Consider the following 14,158-nt stretch of genomic DNA (forward strand, 5'->3'; position numbering starts at 1 on the left):
CCCGTTCGGCGCAACACCGACCTTGCTCATGACCGTGCCTCATCCATCAGCCGACGCATTTCCGCTATGGCAGGTTCCAGCCCCAGGAAAATCGCTTCCCCGATCAGGAAGTGGCCGATGTTCAGCTCGCGCACTTCGGGAAAGGCGGCAACGGGCGACACCGTGTCATAGGTCAGCCCGTGCCCGGCATGCACCTCCAGCCCCAGGCCATGCGCCATGGTCGCCATTTCCTGAAGGCGGCGCAATTCCTCCTGAGCCTCATCGAACCGCCCCTCTGCATAGGCGTCGCAATAGGCACCCGTATGCAGCTCGATCACTTCCGCACCAATCCGGTTTGCAGCCTCGATCTGGCGTTGATCGGCGGCGATAAAGATGGATACCCGGCATCCCGCATCCCGCAGCGGCGCGATGAAATGGGCCAGCCTGTTTTCCTCGCGCGCCACGTCCAGCCCGCCTTCGGTGGTGCGTTCCTCGCGCTTTTCCGGCACGATGCAGACCGCATGTGGCTGGTGGCGCAGGGCGATCTTCTGCATCTCGTCGGTCGCGGCCATCTCGAAGTTCAGCGGCACCGAGAGCACATCCATCAGCCCCTCGATATCAGCGTCCGAGATGTGGCGCCGGTCTTCGCGCAGATGCGCGGTAATGCCGTCGGCACCTGCCTTTTCGGCAATCTTTGCCGCGCGCAGCGGATCGGGGTATTGGCCGCCCCGCGCATTCCGGACGGTCGCCACATGGTCAATGTTCACGCCCAGTCTGAGCTTTTGTTGTTCCGCCATATCCAACCCCCTCGTTGATCCACAAACTAATCCACTTTGCGCTTGGCATCAGCCTTAAGTGCCGTTTTTTGCTTCAGCGCCTCGAACTTTGCCTTGATCATCCCCTTGCGCCGTTTCTGATAGGCGCGCAACAGCGGCACCATGAGGTAATAGGACAGGGTGGCAAAGAAAATGCCGGGCAGGATGCCCCCGATCAGATAGGGATAGAAAATCTGTTGGACAAATACCACGATGCCCGACCAATCCATATCGGCATTCGTGAACATCGCTCGCAGGTTCCACCAAAGATCGCCCCCGGCATCGGCGAACTTGCCGCCGAAAGATCGGTGGTCGCCCTCGGGCAAATGCGATCCCAGAACGAAATGCCCGGTTTGCAGTGCCATCACACCGATCGGAACATAGGTCAGCGGATTGCCAAAGAAGGTCCCCATCAGAGCGGCCAGCACATTGCCCTTCATCAGTTTCGCCAACAGCGCGGCGATCAGGAAATGCAGGCCGTAGAAAGGTGTGAACGCCGTAAAGACACCTGCCCAGATCCCGCGGGCGATACGTTCCGGGCTGTCGGGCAGCCGTTTCATGCGGTGTTTGACGTAGTGAAACGCACGTGTCCATCCGCCGCGGGGCCAAAGGAACTCGGCCATCGCGCGCAATGTCGGTTTCGGATCACGGCGTTTGAAAATCAAATCCAGTTTCCAATTTCATTATGGCCGCTCAATTGTCCTGGCGTTTGAGCGATGCCTGCGTATCCGCCTTTTCGGGCAGATCCTTGTTCCTGTAGCGGCTGATTTGCGCGACTTCGCTTTCCGCCTCCAGCGTCAGCATCAATGAATGCAGATGCGCAATGTCTCTTAATTCCACATAGATCAACAAACGATAAAAGTCAGGCCTGCGCTCAAGAAATGTCAGGTCCGAAATATTGGCTGCGGCCTCTCCGATCAATGTACAGATGCGGCCCAGCGCGCCCGCGCCATTGCCCAGGGTGATGTCCAGAACCGCCTCGTAAACGGCGGGATGGTTGCCGTCATGCCAACGCAGGTCCAGCCATCTGTCCGGCTGTTCCTCATAGGCCGACAGACGGTCGCAATCAATCGCATGCACGGTCACGCCCCGGCCACGGAACATGATGCCGATGATCCGCTCACCGGGAAGCGGGTTGCAGCACGGAGCACGGTCAAAGGATTGTCCGGGCTCCAGACCGATGACCGCGCGGGCCTTGTCGATATGATCGCCCTCGCGCGGGGCGAGATCCGCATAAACCGCCCGCACGACTTCGCGGCCCGACAATTCGGAACTGCCCAGCCGCGCCAGGACTTCCTCGGCACTGTCAAGACGCATGTTCTTGGCCGCCGTGCGCAGCACCTTGTCGGTCACCCGCTTGCCCACATGGGCAAAGGCAGAGCGTGCCAGTTCCTGGCCCAGTTTGATGAACCTTTCGCGGTCCACTTCCCTGAGCGAGCGCCGGATGGCTGTCTTGGCCTTGCCGGTGGTTGCGATATCCAGCCAGGTCACCTGCGGGGTCTGGCCCTGCGCGGTGATGATCTCGACCGACTGGCCGTTCTTGATCCGGGTCCAGAGCGGCACGCGCATGTGATCCACCTTGGCCCCGACGACGGCATTGCCGATCCTTGTGTGGATTGCATAGGCGAAATCAATCGGCGTGGCCCCGCGCGGCAGCTTCACCACGTCCCCCTTGGGGGTAAAGCAGAAGACCTTGTCCGCATACATCTCCAGCTTGACCGCTTCGAGGAAATCCTCGTGGTTTTCCTCCGCGTCGAACTGCTCTGTCAGTTGCGAAATCCACTTGGCCGGATCCACGGCAAAGGGGTTTCTCGACCGCACCCCGTCGCGGTAGGACCAATGCGCCGCCACGCCCGTTTCGGCCACATCATGCATCTGGCCGGTTCTGATCTGCACTTCGACCCGTTTGCCGTCCCGACCGGAAACGGTGGTATGGATGCTGCGGTATCCGTTCGACTTCGGCTGGCTGATATAATCCTTGAACCGTCCCGGCACCGCGCGCCAGCGCTGGTGGATCGCGCCCAGCGCACGATAGCAGTCTTCTTCGTTCTCCGCGATCACGCGGAAACCGTAGATGTCGGACAGCCGGCCAAAGCTCTGTTCCTTTTCTTCCATCTTGCGCCAGACGGAATAGGGCTTCTTGGCACGGCCAAAGACTTCGGCCTCGATCTTGGCCTTGGCCAGTTCGGTCCGCATGTCGCCGGTGATCCGCTGGATCACATCGCCGGTCTCGCGCTGGAGCGTGATGAATCGGCGGATGATGCTTGCGCGCCCTTCAGGGTTGAGCACACGAAACGCCAGATCCTCCAGCTCTTCGCGCATCCACTGCATGCCCATCCGGCCGGCAAGCGGCGCATAGATGTCCATGGTTTCGCGCGCCTTCTGCCCCTGCTTGTCAGCGCGCATCGCCTTGATGGTGCGCATGTTGTGCAGGCGGTCGGCGAGTTTCACCAGGATGACGCGCAGGTCTTTCGACATCGCCATGAAAAGCTTGCGAAAGTTCTCGGCCTGCTTGGTCTCGGAAGAATTCAGCTGCAGGTTGGTCAGCTTGGTCACGCCATCGACAAGCTCGGCCACCTCGCGGCCAAACTTCTTCTCCACATCCGCATAGGATGCCTTGGTGTCCTCGATGGTGTCGTGCAAAAGCGCCGTGATCAGCGTGGCATCGTCAAGCCGCTGTTCGGTCAGTATCGCCGCCACGGCGACCGGATGCGTGAAATACGGCTGGCCCGAGTGGCGGAACTGCCCTTCGTGCATTTCCGCGCCAAACTCAAACGCGGCGCGGATCAGTGTCTCGTTCGATTTCGGGTTGTAGGCTTTGACCAGGCGAATCAGATCGTCGGCAGTTGTCTCGGCGCTTTCCATGCCATCTGCCCCATGCGCCCGTTACCGGGGTTACCCCTGCCCCTGTGCCGCCATCAGCTGACGCAGCAGCATTTCTTCGGACATGCTGTCTTCTTCGGGCTTGTCCTGCTCCTGACCCATCAGAAGCGCCATGGCGTCATCCTCGGGCTCGTCCACTTCGATCTGGTTCTGGTTGCTTTCGATCAGACGCTCGCGCAGGTCATCGGCCGCCTGCGTTTCCTCGGCGATTTCACGCAGGGAGACGACGGGATTCTTGTCATTGTCGCGGTCCACAGTAACGGCGGAACCGGCAGAGATTTCGCGTGCCCGGTGGGCCGCAAGCATGACAAGCTCAAAACGATTCGGAACCTTGTCGACACAATCTTCTACGGTAACGCGGGCCATTGAGGTGCTCCCATCTGAAAGAGGCGGTAAGAAGAGGCTTACCTAGGCGTGTTCGCGCTGATTTACAAGCGGCTATTCGATTCGTTTGACCGCCTCGACATCTGCCCGGGGCAGGGCCGCCAACAAGTCCCTGACGGATTTCTGCAGCACCGGATGGATCCAATCCGGCGCAATTTCTGCAAGCGGGACCAGAACAAACGCCCGATCCTGCAGGCGCGGGTGCGGCAGGATCAATTGATCCGGCGCCTGTTGTGCCTGCTGATCAAGGGGCAACGCGCCCCAGCGCCGGTAGGTATCCAGATCCGGCAGCACCTGGTCGCCAACTGCCAGCAGATCAATATCCAGCGTCCTTTGCCCCCAGCGCACCTTGCGCTTCCTGCCCATTTCCGCCTCGATTTTGTGCAACAGGTCAAGAAAGGCCTGTGCTCCCCCTGAAAATTCGACCTGTGCTGCGGCATTCACAAAATCGGGACCTGACCCCGCAGGGAAGGCCGGAGTAAGAAAAAATGAAGAAACTTGGCGAATCACTGTGCCCTGTGCTTCAAGCGCGGCAAGCGCCGCAGAAAGGGTTTGATCGGGTGAACCAAGGGCTGACTTTTGGTTTGCTCCAAGCGCCAGCAAGGCGTTTTGGCCATGAATGAGCGGACGACCGCCCTTTTCCCCGTTACTCGTGGCTTGAAGCATGGCCAAAAATCCTTAGTTATGCGCGTTATCTAATCGCGCGATCTTCTGGTCATAGTTGAATTTTGAGCCACAAAGCACGTTAGACCAAATTTGATTGCATGGCGAAGTCCTCGCCGAAAGGAAACCAGAATGTTTTACAAGGATGAGCGTCTTGCGCTGTTCATAGATGGCTCAAACCTCTATGCAGCGGCAAAAACACTCGGCTTTGACATCGACTACAAGTTGCTGAGAGCTGAGTTCATGAGGCGCGGCAAGCTGCTGCGTGCTTTCTATTACACGGCGCTTCTGGAAAACGACGAATATTCGCCGATCCGTCCGCTGGTCGACTGGCTGAACTACAACGGCTTTTCGATGGTCACAAAACCGGCCAAGGAATATACCGACAGCATGGGCCGCCGGAAGGTGAAGGGCAACATGGACATCGAACTGGCCGTGGATGCGATGGAACTTGCGCCCCGCGTGGACCACATCGTCATCTTTTCCGGAGATGGCGATTTCCGCCCACTGGTCGAAAGCCTGCAACGGCAGGGCGTCCGGGTGTCGGTCGTGTCCACAATCCGCAGCCAGCCACCGATGATCTCTGACGATCTGCGCCGCCAGGCCGACAATTTCATCGAACTGGAAGACTTGCGTGAAGTGATCGGCCGGCCGCCTCGCGACAATTCACCGGAATAATCCCAGCTCATCGGAATACTCCCTACAGAATTCAACCAGCAATAGCACACCGAAGACTCTGAAAGCCTTCGGTGTGCAAAAATTCTTAAATTTGGCAGGGATACTATACATCACGGGCTTCCGTGCCCCCGCCGCCATTCCTACACTGCTGCGAAATAATTGCGATCCCCCGAAAAGGGGGGGGAGGAAACCATGCTGGTGAACAGAGCGGCAACGCTTGAACGGATTGACGATGCCGACGCCCTTTGGGACGCGACAGTCGCAACACTGGCCAGTGCCGGTTTCGACCACGCGATCTATCTCACCGTCTCATCCGATTTCACCGCGCCTTTCCTGCGGTGCACCGCCCCCGAAGTCTATGCCCAGCGCCCACCGGAGCAAGACCCCTTCCTGCGCTATGTCTGCGAAAGCTACCGCATCCTTCCACTGGGCGCAGAATTCATTGACGCCCATCCTTATGTAACAGACACCGAGCGCAGTTTCATCGAGAGCGCGGCGGAGGCGGGAATGCGCTCCTGTCTGGGGATACCCATGCGGCTAAGGGGGTCCGACCGCTTTGGCGGCTTCATCGTCGGCACAGGCCGGGACAAGACCAGTTTCATGGAAAAGGTGTTTCCGCGGGCCGAGGAGATCAGGCTGTTCTGCCTTTTGGTCCACCGCCGCTTCGAAGAACTGACAACGCAGAATGCCACGCCTGTGCCGGATGCATCGAAAAACGGGGAGTTCTCCAAATTCCTGATCGCGCCGGAACTGCCGGAACCCTTTGAGATGCTCAGCCCGCGTGAGCGGGAAATTGTCTACCTTCTGGCACAGGGCCGCAGCAGACAGGAAACCGCTGAACTCTGCACCATTTCGGTGCATACCGTGTCAGATTACGCTAAATCCGCCTATCGCAAGCTGGGCGTCAACAACCGGGCGCAGGTCGCGGCGCTGATTTACCAGGGCGATGCCGCCCCCTGACCCGGCAGGTCTCTGGACCTGCGGCGCATGAATGCCTAAGTCTGGCCCATGCCGCAGGAGACCCCGATGACAAAACCCGCCCTCACGCTCTACCTTGCCGCCCCGCGCGGTTTCTGCGCGGGCGTGGACCGCGCGATCAAGATTGTCGAGATGGCGCTGGAGAAATGGGGCGCGCCGGTCTACGTGCGCCATGAAATCGTGCATAACAAATTCGTCGTCGACGGGTTGCGCGACAAGGGCGCGGTCTTTGTCGAGGAACTTGCCGAATGCCCCGATGACCGCCCGGTGATCTTTTCGGCCCATGGCGTGCCGAAATCCGTGCCAAATGCCGCCCAGGCCCGCAACATGATCTATGTCGATGCGACCTGCCCGCTGGTCAGCAAGGTCCACATCGAGGCGCAGCGTCACGCCGACAACGGATTGCAGATGATCATGATCGGCCATGCGGGCCACCCCGAAACGGTGGGCACCATGGGCCAGCTGCCCGAGGGCGAGGTCTTGCTGGTGGAAACATCTCAGGATGTCGCGGCGATCGAGGTCAGGGATAAGCAGCGGCTGGCCTATGTCACCCAGACAACGCTCAGCGTGGATGACACTGCGGATATCGTCGCGGCGCTCAAGGCCCGCTTTCCTGCAATCGTCGGGCCGCACAAGGAAGACATCTGTTACGCGACAACCAACCGCCAGGAGGCGGTCAAGGCGATGGCGCCGAAATGCGACGCGATACTGGTTGTCGGTGCCCCGAATTCCTCCAACTCGAAGCGGCTGGTCGAAGTCGGTGCGCGCGCCGGTTGCAGCTATGCGCAGCTGGTCCAGCGCGCCGATGACATCGACTGGCGCGCGCTTGAGGGGATCACATCCATCGGCATCACCGCCGGCGCCTCTGCCCCCGAAGTGCTGATCGACGAAGTGATAGATGCCTTCAGGACCCGGTTTGACGTCACCCAGACACTGGTGGAAACGGCACAGGAAAACGTGGAATTCAAGGTTCCCCGGATTTTGCGCAAGGCAGGCTGAGCGGGTGCCTTTTCGGTCTCACTCGCCTGCAGTTGAACCAAATCGCAATCACCCTGCCCCGCCGGTTTGCAGGATTAATCGGTCCTGGCCCTAGCGTAGCAGTCAACGGATTGCTAAGGACGCCTTGCTTTCGAACACGCCTGAAACGGGATCTGAAACCTGATGAACCGCATACCCGCCCCAGCCCTGTTGCTGGCCCTTGCAGGCCTGATCCCGTTCCTGTGGGCCGCCCTGCTGGCGCTGGGGCTCACCTCGGCGGCCGACTGGAACCTGCCTGCCGTATTCGCGGGGGACGGCCGCCTGCTGATGGTGCGCTACGGCGGGATCATCCTGCCCTTCATGGCAGGCACCCTCTGGGCCTTTGCGACGCGGGCAGAAGGCCTGCCGGCTTTCGCCGCCTATGTCGCTTCCGTCCTGCCCGCACTGTGGTGGTTCTTCATGCCCGGCACCAGCGCCGAAACCGCGCTGATCAACCTCGCCATCGGCTTTGCCGCGCTGCTGCTGATCGAAATCGCCTTTGACCGGTGGCAACTGACGCCATCCTGGTGGCTGGCCCTGCGCATTCAACTGACCGTCGTGGTCCTGGTCTGCATCGCCATCGGTATCTGGGCATGAGCGATCCTCAAACCCTCGCCGTCTACGACGCTCAGGCAGACGACTACGACGCGATGATGCAGGCGGAAGCCACGGCCGACGCGCGCGTACACCATTTCATCACGGCCTTGCCCGAAGCGGCCAGCGTGCTCGACCTCGGCTGCGGGCCGGGGAACTATGCCCGCATTTTTGCAGAGGCCGGGCTGAAGGTCACCGCCATCGACGCCTCGGCGGAAATGGCAGGCCGCGCCGCGGCGATCCCCGGCGTGACGGCACGCCATGGGTTTTTCGAGGATGTGACGGAACTGAACGCCTACGATGGCATCTGGGCCAGCTTCTCCCTCCTGCACGCCCCGCGCGCCGAACTGCCGGGCCACCTGACCCGCCTGCGCGAGGCGCTGAAACCGGGCGGCACCTTTTTCATCGGCATGAAAACCGGCACCGGCGGCGGACGTGACGATCTGGGAAGACATTATGAATACTACAGCCAGGAAGAACTGGAGACATTGCTGCAGACGGCAGGATTCTCGCCGGCACAGCACTGGACCGGCTATGGCAAAGGGCTGGCCGGGCAATATGACGGCTGGATCGTGATCCACGCAAATGGCTAAACTTTACGCATATACCGATGGTGCCTGTTCAGGAAATCCCGGCCCCGGCGGCTGGGGCGCGCTGATGCAGGCGCGCGACGGCGACCGGGTGATCAAGGAACGCGAGCTCAAGGGCGGCGAAGCGGCCACCACCAACAACCGCATGGAACTGCTGGCCGCGATCCACGCGCTGGAGGCGCTGGAGCGGGACAGTGAAATCACCATCGTCACCGACAGCAACTACGTCAAGAACGGCATCACCGGCTGGATCCACGGCTGGAAAAAGAACGGCTGGAAGAACGCGGCCAGGAAACCGGTGAAGAACGCCGAACTCTGGCAGCGGCTGGACACCGCCAATGCCCGCCACCGGGTGACCTGGGAATGGGTCAAGGGCCACGCCGGCCACCCCGAGAACGAACGCGCGGATGCGCTGGCGCGAGCGGGCATGGCCCCTTTCAAGAAATGACCCTGCTCGCGGTACTGGATTACGGATCGGTTCTGGTCTTTGCGATCACCGGAGCACTGGTGGCCAGCCGCGCCCAGCTTGACCTTGTGGGATTTGCCTTCATCGCCTGCCTCACGGCCCTGGGCGGCGGCACCATCCGCGACCTTCTGCTGGACCGCAACCCGATCTTCTGGATCGCAAACCCCACCTATCTTGCGGTAGCCGCCGGGGCGGCGCTGGTGGTCTTTTTCACGGCCCACCTGCTGGAAAGCCGGATGCGGGCGCTGGTCTGGCTTGACAGCGTCGCACTGGCGATTGCCGTCGCGGCGGGCGCGGGGGTGGCACTGGCGCTGGATCAATCCGCTGTCATCGTGGTGCTGATGGGCATGGTCACCGGCTGCATGGGCGGGCTGATGCGCGACGTCGTCGTGGGCGATGTGCCCGTGGTCCTGAAACAGGGAGAACTCTACGTGACCGCCGCCTTTGCCGGTTCCGCGGCTGCAGCGCTGTCTCGTTATTACGGGTTTGACCTGCTCATCACCCTGCTGGCCTGCGCCGTGACCACCTGGGTTCTGCGTGCCGGGTCCCTTGCCTTCGGCTGGCACCTGCCTGTCTACAAGAGCACCCCGCCAAAGTCCTGAACCTGTTCTTTTTGGCCTTAAATATTCCCCGCCGGAGGCAATGGCCCGCAGGGCCATCCAACTACCTGCGCCAGTGGAACGGCACGATGATCAGCGCCCCGATGGAGGACACGATCGCATTCATGCCCGGGCTGGCAAAACCGATCCCGAACATGATCCGCACAAAATAGAACAGAAAGGCACCCCCGATGCAGATGATGATGCTCTGCAATATACCGTTGTGGGTCCACCCGGTCTTTTCAGAGACATAGCCAACGATCCCTGCAATCACCACGGTGCCGAAAAGTGCCAGAAACATCGCTTAACCTTCCCCCAGCAGGGTGCCGGGCGCAATCCGTGCGCCGCTTTGAAACACATCCGCGTCCTGAGCAGCCTTGCCCGCCTTTTGCAGACGCGTCAATGCAACCGCCCCGGTGCCGCAGGCAACATGCAGGCCTTCGGTCAATACCCGCCCCGGCTGCCCGCTCCCGTCAGCCAGCCGCGACCCCAGCACCTTGATGCGCGTCCCCTCCTGTTCGAACCAGGCCCCGGGAAAGGGCGACAGCCCCCGGATCAGGCGGTCGACCTCGGCCGCGGGCCGGCTCCAGTCGATGCGCGCCTCGGCCTTGTCGATCTTGGCGGCATAGGTCACGCCCGCTTCCGGCTGCGGCTCTGGCACGAGGGTGTCCAGATGCGCCAGCGCCTCGGTGATCGCTTCGGCGCCCAGCCTGCTCAGCCGGTCATGTAGCTGCGCGGTGGTTTCCTCCGCTCCGATATCCACCGCCCGGCGCAGCAACACCGGCCCGGTGTCCAGCCCTGCCTCCATCTGCATGATGCAGACCCCGGTCTGCGCATCCCCCGCCATGATCGCCCGGTGGATCGGCGCCGCGCCGCGCCAACGGGGCAAAAGACTGGCGTGAATGTTCAGGCATCCGCGCGCGGGCGCATCCAGAATCGCCTGCGGCAGGATCAGACCATATGCGACCACCACCGCCACATCCGCCTTCAGCTCTGCAAATGCGGCCTGAGCGGCCTCGGATTTCAGCGACACAGGATGCCGGACGTTCAGCCCCATGGCTTCTGCCCGCTGATGTACCGGCGTCGGCCTGTCCTTCTTGCCGCGCCCGGCGGGGCGGGGCGGCTGGCAATAGACCGCGGCGATGTCATGCCCGGCGGCCACCAGCCCCTCCAGCACCGGGACGGAGAATTCGGGTGTGCCCATGAAAACGATACGCATCAATGTCTCCCGACGGGGGGCGGCGGATGGCCCGCCCTAGCTGTTCAGTTTCTTTGCACGCCGCAGCAGCATGTCGCGTTTGACCTTGCTCAGATGATCGAAATACATCCGCCCGGCCAGGTGGTCGATCTGATGCTGGACCGAGGTTGCCTCAAGCCCCACGAACTCGCCGCGCCTGATCGTCCCCGTCTCGTCCATATAGCGCACGCTGACCGCGCGCGGGCGGCTGATCCTGGCGGACACCCCCGGCAGGTTGGGCGAGGCTTCCTCGTAGTCGTTCATCTTCACCGATGCTTCCAGCACCTGTGGGTTGGCCATGCGGATGCGTTTCTTGCGGTCCCTGGAGGCGTCGACGACAGCAAGCTGCAGCATCACGCCGATCTGCGGCGCGGCCAGCCCGACACCGGGCATGGCATCCATCGTCTCGATCATGTCCTCCCAGATCGCGCGGATCTCATCCGTGATCTCGGGCACCTTTTCCGCAGCGGTTCGCAGGCGCTTGTCCGGCCAGGCAATGCACTTGCGCAGTGTCATAGCCCCTCATACTCGGCCAAAAGCGCCGTCCTTGTGTCGCTGTCCAGGTGATCAAAGGTCACCACACCGTCCAGATGATCCAGCTCATGCTGCGCACAGACGGCAGCGAAACCGTCAAAGCTCTGAACATAGCGGCCCCCGTTCAACCCGGTCCAGACCATCTGCACCCGCGTCGGACGGTTGACCATCGCGGTTACGCCGGGAATGCTCAGGCATCCCTCCTCGGTGTCGGCGCGGTCCTCACCAACCTCCTGTATCATCGGGTTGATGCAGACCAGCGGGTCGGGCTTGCCCTCTTTCCAGCCGACATCCATCACGAAGAGACGCAGCATCGCACCCACCTGTGGCGCGGCCAATCCGCGCCCCGGTGCGGCATACATGGTTTCCAGCATGTCGGCAGCCAGCGTTTCGATCTCCGGCGTGATCCCGGCCACGGGGGCACAGGTCTCTGTCAGGCGCGGGTCAGGCCAGGTCAGGATCGGCAGAATGCTCATGTCCGCGCCAGTTCGCGCTTCAGCTTGACCATCTTGCGGGTGATCATCTGCCGTTTCAGCGGCTTGAGGTAGTCGATGAACAGCTTGCCATCCAGGTGGTCGATCTCGTGCTGCACGCAGGTCGCCCAGAGCTTGTCAAAGGTTTCTGTCCGTTCGTTCCCGTCCCGGTCGATCCAGCGCACCTCCACCTCTGCCGGGCGGGTCACATCGGCATATTGGTCCGGAATGGACAGACACCCTTCCTCATAGGTGTTCAGCCGGTCAGAGGAGGCGATGACTTCGGGGTTGAACATGACCAGCGGGCGGGGTGCTTCACCCTCCGCCTTGACGCAATCCAGCACGATCAACCGGCTCGACACCCCGATCTGCGGTGCGGCAAGGCCGATGCCCGGTGCTTCATACATGGTCTTCAGCATGTCATCGGCCAGGGCGCGCAAATCGTCAGACAGGTCGTCCACGGGCGCTGCTGCCTTTTTCAGGCGCGGGTCGGGGTGCAAAAGGATCGTGCGTTTCATGGCCACGATTTAGGGCAACACCTGCACCTCTGCAACCGGGGGCTTGCAGCCGCGGGAATTGAGGATAGCTTGCACCCCAAGTTTATAGGAGCGCCTCATGAGTTTTGACGAGATCATCGACCGCCGTGGCAGCCATTGTGCCAAATGGGACAAGATGGAAGCCATTTATGGCGTGCCACGCGACACCGGAATCGCGATGTGGGTCGCCGACATGGATTTCCAGCCGCCCCAGGTGGTGCGCGATGCCCTGCAGGCACAGGTCGATCACGGTTTCTTCGGCTATTTCGGCGATGACAGCAAATACCTGGCCGCGATCCAGTGGTGGATGGAAAACCGCCACGGCTGGAAGGTCGATCCCTCCTGGGTCTTCACCACCCACGGTCTGGTGAACGGCACCGCACTCTGCGTCGAAAGCTTCACCGCGCCCGGCGAAGGGGTCATCCTGTTTACTCCGGTCTATCATGCCTTTGCCCGGGTCATCTCTGCGGCGGGCCGTCAGGTTGTCGAATGCGAGATGATCAACGACAACGGTCGCTACGAGATGGATTTCGACCGCTGGGACGCTCAGATGACCGGCAACGAAAAGATGCTGGTCCTGTGTTCCCCGCACAACCCCGGCGGCCGCGTCTGGACCCGTGAGGAACTGCAGGGCGTGGCCGATTTCGCGAAGCGCCACGACCTGATCATCGTTTCCGACGAAATCCACCATGACCTCGTGATGCCCGGCCACAAACATACGCCGATGGCGCGGATCGAAGGGGTCACCGACCGGCTGGTGATGATGACCGCCTCCACCAAGACCTTCAGCATTGCGGGGGCGCACGTCGGCAATGTGATCATCGAAGACGACAAGCTGCGCGCGAAATTCGGTGCGCGGATGATGGCACTGGGCCTGTCCCCCAACTCATTCGGTCTTTTCATGGCCACCGCCGCCTATTCGCCCGAAGGGGCCGCCTGGGTCGATGATCTGGTGACCTATCTGGATGGCAACCGAAAGCTGTTCGATGCGGCGATCGATGCCATTCCCGGCCTGTCGTCGATGAAACTGGAGGCCACCTATCTGTCATGGGTGAACTTCGAGGACACCGGCATGCCGATGAGCGAGGCCATCAAGCGGGTTCAGGAAGACGCCGCCATCGCGGTCAACCACGGTGAGACATTCGGCAAGGGGGGCGAGACGTTCATGCGGTTCAACATCGCCACGCCCCGCGCCCGTGTCGAAGAGGCCTGCAACCGCCTGACGGACGCCTTCCGCGATCTGCAATAGCGGCGTTCAGCCCCTGCGCCTGTCGGTAATCAGCCCGGCGGGCGCGTTGTCCGCCCTTTCAAAGTCAAGTGCGGCATGGTCCGCCACGGGTGTGGCGCGCTTGAATTCATAATGCATCTCACCCGGAACAACCTCTTCCGTGGCGACAATCAGGCATTGGAACAGATGCTTGGACCCGTCGAAAATATCGACCAGCCCGCGCAGTTTTGGCGCATCCTGAGCGTCCACGGCAAAACCCGATTTCCACATCCGCAAAATCGGATAGGTCACCCCGCCCACGTCGATCCGCAACCGGGACGCGCGTCTCAGGCTCGCCATGCGGGCCGCATCAAGGCCTGCCTGAACCTCTTTCGAGAATACCGTTTCCATGAAATCCCCCACCCAACTGATTAATCAAACTGGGCGAAAGCCAAACAAAATCAAGTGAATATTTCATTACGGGGATCATCTGTGCAAGGTTGCAGATGTGCTGCGCGCGGGGAT

The 14,158-nt window shown here is 61.3% G+C and carries 19 protein-coding genes; 8 read left to right on the forward strand and 11 right to left on the reverse strand.

Going from position 1 to position 14,158, the window contains the following annotated elements; translation table 11 throughout:
• Positions 1-26: 26 nt before the first annotated feature.
• The 5 genes from PVW51_RS15855 to folK form a co-directional block, all read right to left on the reverse strand.
• Positions 27-776 (reverse strand): pyridoxine 5'-phosphate synthase, encoded by a 750-nt coding sequence (locus PVW51_RS15855; RefSeq protein ID WP_114273660.1) that lies wholly within the window; start codon positions 774-776, stop codon positions 27-29.
• 26 nt (positions 777-802) lie between these two features.
• Positions 803-1,459 (reverse strand): DUF2062 domain-containing protein, encoded by a 657-nt coding sequence (locus PVW51_RS15860; protein WP_114273661.1) that lies wholly within the window; start codon positions 1,457-1,459, stop codon positions 803-805.
• A 28-nt stretch (positions 1,460-1,487) separates the two neighbouring features.
• A complete protein-coding gene (locus PVW51_RS15865; protein ID WP_269367331.1) occupies positions 1,488-3,659 on the reverse strand; it encodes a RelA/SpoT family protein in 2,172 nt (723 codons plus the stop codon).
• Positions 3,660-3,689: 30 nt separating this feature from the next.
• Positions 3,690-4,043 (reverse strand): DNA-directed RNA polymerase subunit omega, encoded by a 354-nt coding sequence (gene rpoZ / locus PVW51_RS15870; protein ID WP_114273663.1) that lies wholly within the window; start codon positions 4,041-4,043, stop codon positions 3,690-3,692.
• Between the two features lie 72 nt (positions 4,044-4,115).
• Positions 4,116-4,727: a 2-amino-4-hydroxy-6-hydroxymethyldihydropteridine diphosphokinase gene (folK, locus tag PVW51_RS15875; protein WP_274575997.1), complete on the reverse strand. Its 612-nt coding sequence runs from the start codon at positions 4,725-4,727 to the stop codon at positions 4,116-4,118.
• 129 nt (positions 4,728-4,856) lie between these two features.
• Between folK and PVW51_RS15880 the strand changes: the two genes are divergently transcribed.
• From PVW51_RS15880 to PVW51_RS15910, 7 genes are all read left to right on the forward strand, one after another.
• Positions 4,857-5,402 (forward strand): LabA-like NYN domain-containing protein, encoded by a 546-nt coding sequence (locus PVW51_RS15880; protein WP_269367329.1) that lies wholly within the window; start codon positions 4,857-4,859, stop codon positions 5,400-5,402.
• 192 nt (positions 5,403-5,594) lie between these two features.
• Entirely contained in the window at positions 5,595-6,362 is a 768-nt protein-coding gene (locus PVW51_RS15885; RefSeq protein WP_274575998.1) for a helix-turn-helix transcriptional regulator, read from the forward strand.
• A gap of 66 nt (positions 6,363-6,428) precedes the next feature.
• Positions 6,429-7,379, forward strand: a complete 951-nt coding sequence (gene ispH / locus PVW51_RS15890; RefSeq protein WP_274576000.1) for a 4-hydroxy-3-methylbut-2-enyl diphosphate reductase — start codon at positions 6,429-6,431, stop codon at positions 7,377-7,379.
• Between the two features lie 162 nt (positions 7,380-7,541).
• Positions 7,542-7,994: a DUF3429 domain-containing protein gene (locus PVW51_RS15895; protein ID WP_274576001.1), complete on the forward strand. Its 453-nt coding sequence runs from the start codon at positions 7,542-7,544 to the stop codon at positions 7,992-7,994.
• Positions 7,991-8,584, forward strand: a complete 594-nt coding sequence (locus PVW51_RS15900; protein ID WP_274576002.1) for a class I SAM-dependent DNA methyltransferase — start codon at positions 7,991-7,993, stop codon at positions 8,582-8,584. Before PVW51_RS15895 ends, PVW51_RS15900 begins: the two co-directional genes overlap by 4 nt.
• The gene (gene rnhA / locus PVW51_RS15905; RefSeq protein ID WP_114273669.1) at positions 8,577-9,029 is read left to right on the forward strand and encodes a ribonuclease HI; all 453 of its coding nucleotides are present in this window, start codon (positions 8,577-8,579) and stop codon (positions 9,027-9,029) included. Before PVW51_RS15900 ends, rnhA begins: the two co-directional genes overlap by 8 nt.
• A complete protein-coding gene (locus PVW51_RS15910; protein WP_269367324.1) occupies positions 9,026-9,649 on the forward strand; it encodes a trimeric intracellular cation channel family protein in 624 nt (207 codons plus the stop codon). Before rnhA ends, PVW51_RS15910 begins: the two co-directional genes overlap by 4 nt.
• A 61-nt stretch (positions 9,650-9,710) precedes the next feature.
• Here the strand turns inward: PVW51_RS15910 and PVW51_RS15915 are convergent, their stop codons facing one another.
• The 5 genes from PVW51_RS15915 to def (PVW51_RS15935) are packed head-to-tail and all read right to left on the reverse strand — an operon-like array spanning position 9,711 to position 12,408.
• On the reverse strand, positions 9,711-9,947 hold the full coding sequence (locus PVW51_RS15915; protein WP_269367323.1) for a hypothetical protein: 237 nt from the start codon (positions 9,945-9,947) through the stop codon (positions 9,711-9,713).
• A gap of 3 nt (positions 9,948-9,950) precedes the next feature.
• Entirely contained in the window at positions 9,951-10,865 is a 915-nt protein-coding gene (fmt, locus tag PVW51_RS15920; RefSeq protein WP_274576004.1) for a methionyl-tRNA formyltransferase, read from the reverse strand.
• Positions 10,866-10,901: 36 nt separating this feature from the next.
• On the reverse strand, positions 10,902-11,399 hold the full coding sequence (def, locus tag PVW51_RS15925) for a peptide deformylase (RefSeq protein ID WP_274576005.1): 498 nt from the start codon (positions 11,397-11,399) through the stop codon (positions 10,902-10,904).
• Positions 11,396-11,893 carry a peptide deformylase gene (gene def / locus PVW51_RS15930; protein ID WP_274576006.1) on the reverse strand — a complete coding sequence of 166 codons (498 nt, stop codon included), beginning with the start codon at positions 11,891-11,893 and terminating at the stop codon, positions 11,396-11,398. The genes def (PVW51_RS15925) and def (PVW51_RS15930) overlap by 4 nt, the downstream gene beginning before the upstream one ends.
• Complete coding sequence (def, locus tag PVW51_RS15935; RefSeq protein ID WP_269367319.1) at positions 11,890-12,408, reverse strand: peptide deformylase; 519 nt, start codon at positions 12,406-12,408, stop codon at positions 11,890-11,892. The genes def (PVW51_RS15930) and def (PVW51_RS15935) overlap by 4 nt, the downstream gene beginning before the upstream one ends.
• 97 nt (positions 12,409-12,505) lie before the next feature.
• Here def (PVW51_RS15935) and PVW51_RS15940 point away from each other — a divergent pair, with 97 nt between their 5' ends.
• The gene (locus PVW51_RS15940) at positions 12,506-13,675 is read left to right on the forward strand and encodes a MalY/PatB family protein (protein WP_274576009.1); all 1,170 of its coding nucleotides are present in this window, start codon (positions 12,506-12,508) and stop codon (positions 13,673-13,675) included.
• Positions 13,676-13,681: 6 nt separating this feature from the next.
• Here the strand turns inward: PVW51_RS15940 and PVW51_RS15945 are convergent, their stop codons facing one another.
• On the reverse strand, positions 13,682-14,044 hold the full coding sequence (locus tag PVW51_RS15945) for a hypothetical protein (protein WP_274576010.1): 363 nt from the start codon (positions 14,042-14,044) through the stop codon (positions 13,682-13,684).
• Positions 14,045-14,158 lie beyond the last annotated feature (114 nt).

It is taken from the genome of Sulfitobacter sp. PR48 (assembly GCF_028807335.1).
GTDB lineage: Bacteria > Pseudomonadota > Alphaproteobacteria > Rhodobacterales > Rhodobacteraceae > Sulfitobacter.

Excerpts from the sequence above, each read along its gene's own strand:
- PVW51_RS15855 (WP_114273660.1), bottom strand. The coding sequence starts at position 776 with ATGGCGGAACAACAAAAGCTCAGACTGGGCGTGAACATTGACCATGTG.
- PVW51_RS15865 (WP_269367331.1), bottom strand. The coding sequence starts at position 3,659 with ATGGAAAGCGCCGAGACAACTGCCGACGATCTGATTCGCCTGGTCAAA.
- rpoZ (WP_114273663.1), bottom strand. The coding sequence starts at position 4,043 with ATGGCCCGCGTTACCGTAGAAGATTGTGTCGACAAGGTTCCGAATCGT.
- folK (WP_274575997.1), bottom strand. The coding sequence starts at position 4,727 with ATGCTTCAAGCCACGAGTAACGGGGAAAAGGGCGGTCGTCCGCTCATT.
- PVW51_RS15880 (WP_269367329.1), top strand. The coding sequence starts at position 4,857 with ATGTTTTACAAGGATGAGCGTCTTGCGCTGTTCATAGATGGCTCAAAC.
- PVW51_RS15885 (WP_274575998.1), top strand. The coding sequence starts at position 5,595 with ATGCTGGTGAACAGAGCGGCAACGCTTGAACGGATTGACGATGCCGAC.
- ispH (WP_274576000.1), top strand. The coding sequence starts at position 6,429 with ATGACAAAACCCGCCCTCACGCTCTACCTTGCCGCCCCGCGCGGTTTC.
- PVW51_RS15895 (WP_274576001.1), top strand. The coding sequence starts at position 7,542 with ATGAACCGCATACCCGCCCCAGCCCTGTTGCTGGCCCTTGCAGGCCTG.
- PVW51_RS15900 (WP_274576002.1), top strand. The coding sequence starts at position 7,991 with ATGAGCGATCCTCAAACCCTCGCCGTCTACGACGCTCAGGCAGACGAC.
- rnhA (WP_114273669.1), top strand. The coding sequence starts at position 8,577 with ATGGCTAAACTTTACGCATATACCGATGGTGCCTGTTCAGGAAATCCC.
- PVW51_RS15910 (WP_269367324.1), top strand. The coding sequence starts at position 9,026 with ATGACCCTGCTCGCGGTACTGGATTACGGATCGGTTCTGGTCTTTGCG.
- PVW51_RS15915 (WP_269367323.1), bottom strand. The coding sequence starts at position 9,947 with ATGTTTCTGGCACTTTTCGGCACCGTGGTGATTGCAGGGATCGTTGGC.
- fmt (WP_274576004.1), bottom strand. The coding sequence starts at position 10,865 with ATGCGTATCGTTTTCATGGGCACACCCGAATTCTCCGTCCCGGTGCTG.
- def (WP_274576005.1), bottom strand. The coding sequence starts at position 11,399 with ATGACACTGCGCAAGTGCATTGCCTGGCCGGACAAGCGCCTGCGAACC.
- def (WP_274576006.1), bottom strand. The coding sequence starts at position 11,893 with ATGAGCATTCTGCCGATCCTGACCTGGCCTGACCCGCGCCTGACAGAG.
- def (WP_269367319.1), bottom strand. The coding sequence starts at position 12,408 with ATGAAACGCACGATCCTTTTGCACCCCGACCCGCGCCTGAAAAAGGCA.
- PVW51_RS15940 (WP_274576009.1), top strand. The coding sequence starts at position 12,506 with ATGAGTTTTGACGAGATCATCGACCGCCGTGGCAGCCATTGTGCCAAA.
- PVW51_RS15945 (WP_274576010.1), bottom strand. The coding sequence starts at position 14,044 with ATGGAAACGGTATTCTCGAAAGAGGTTCAGGCAGGCCTTGATGCGGCC.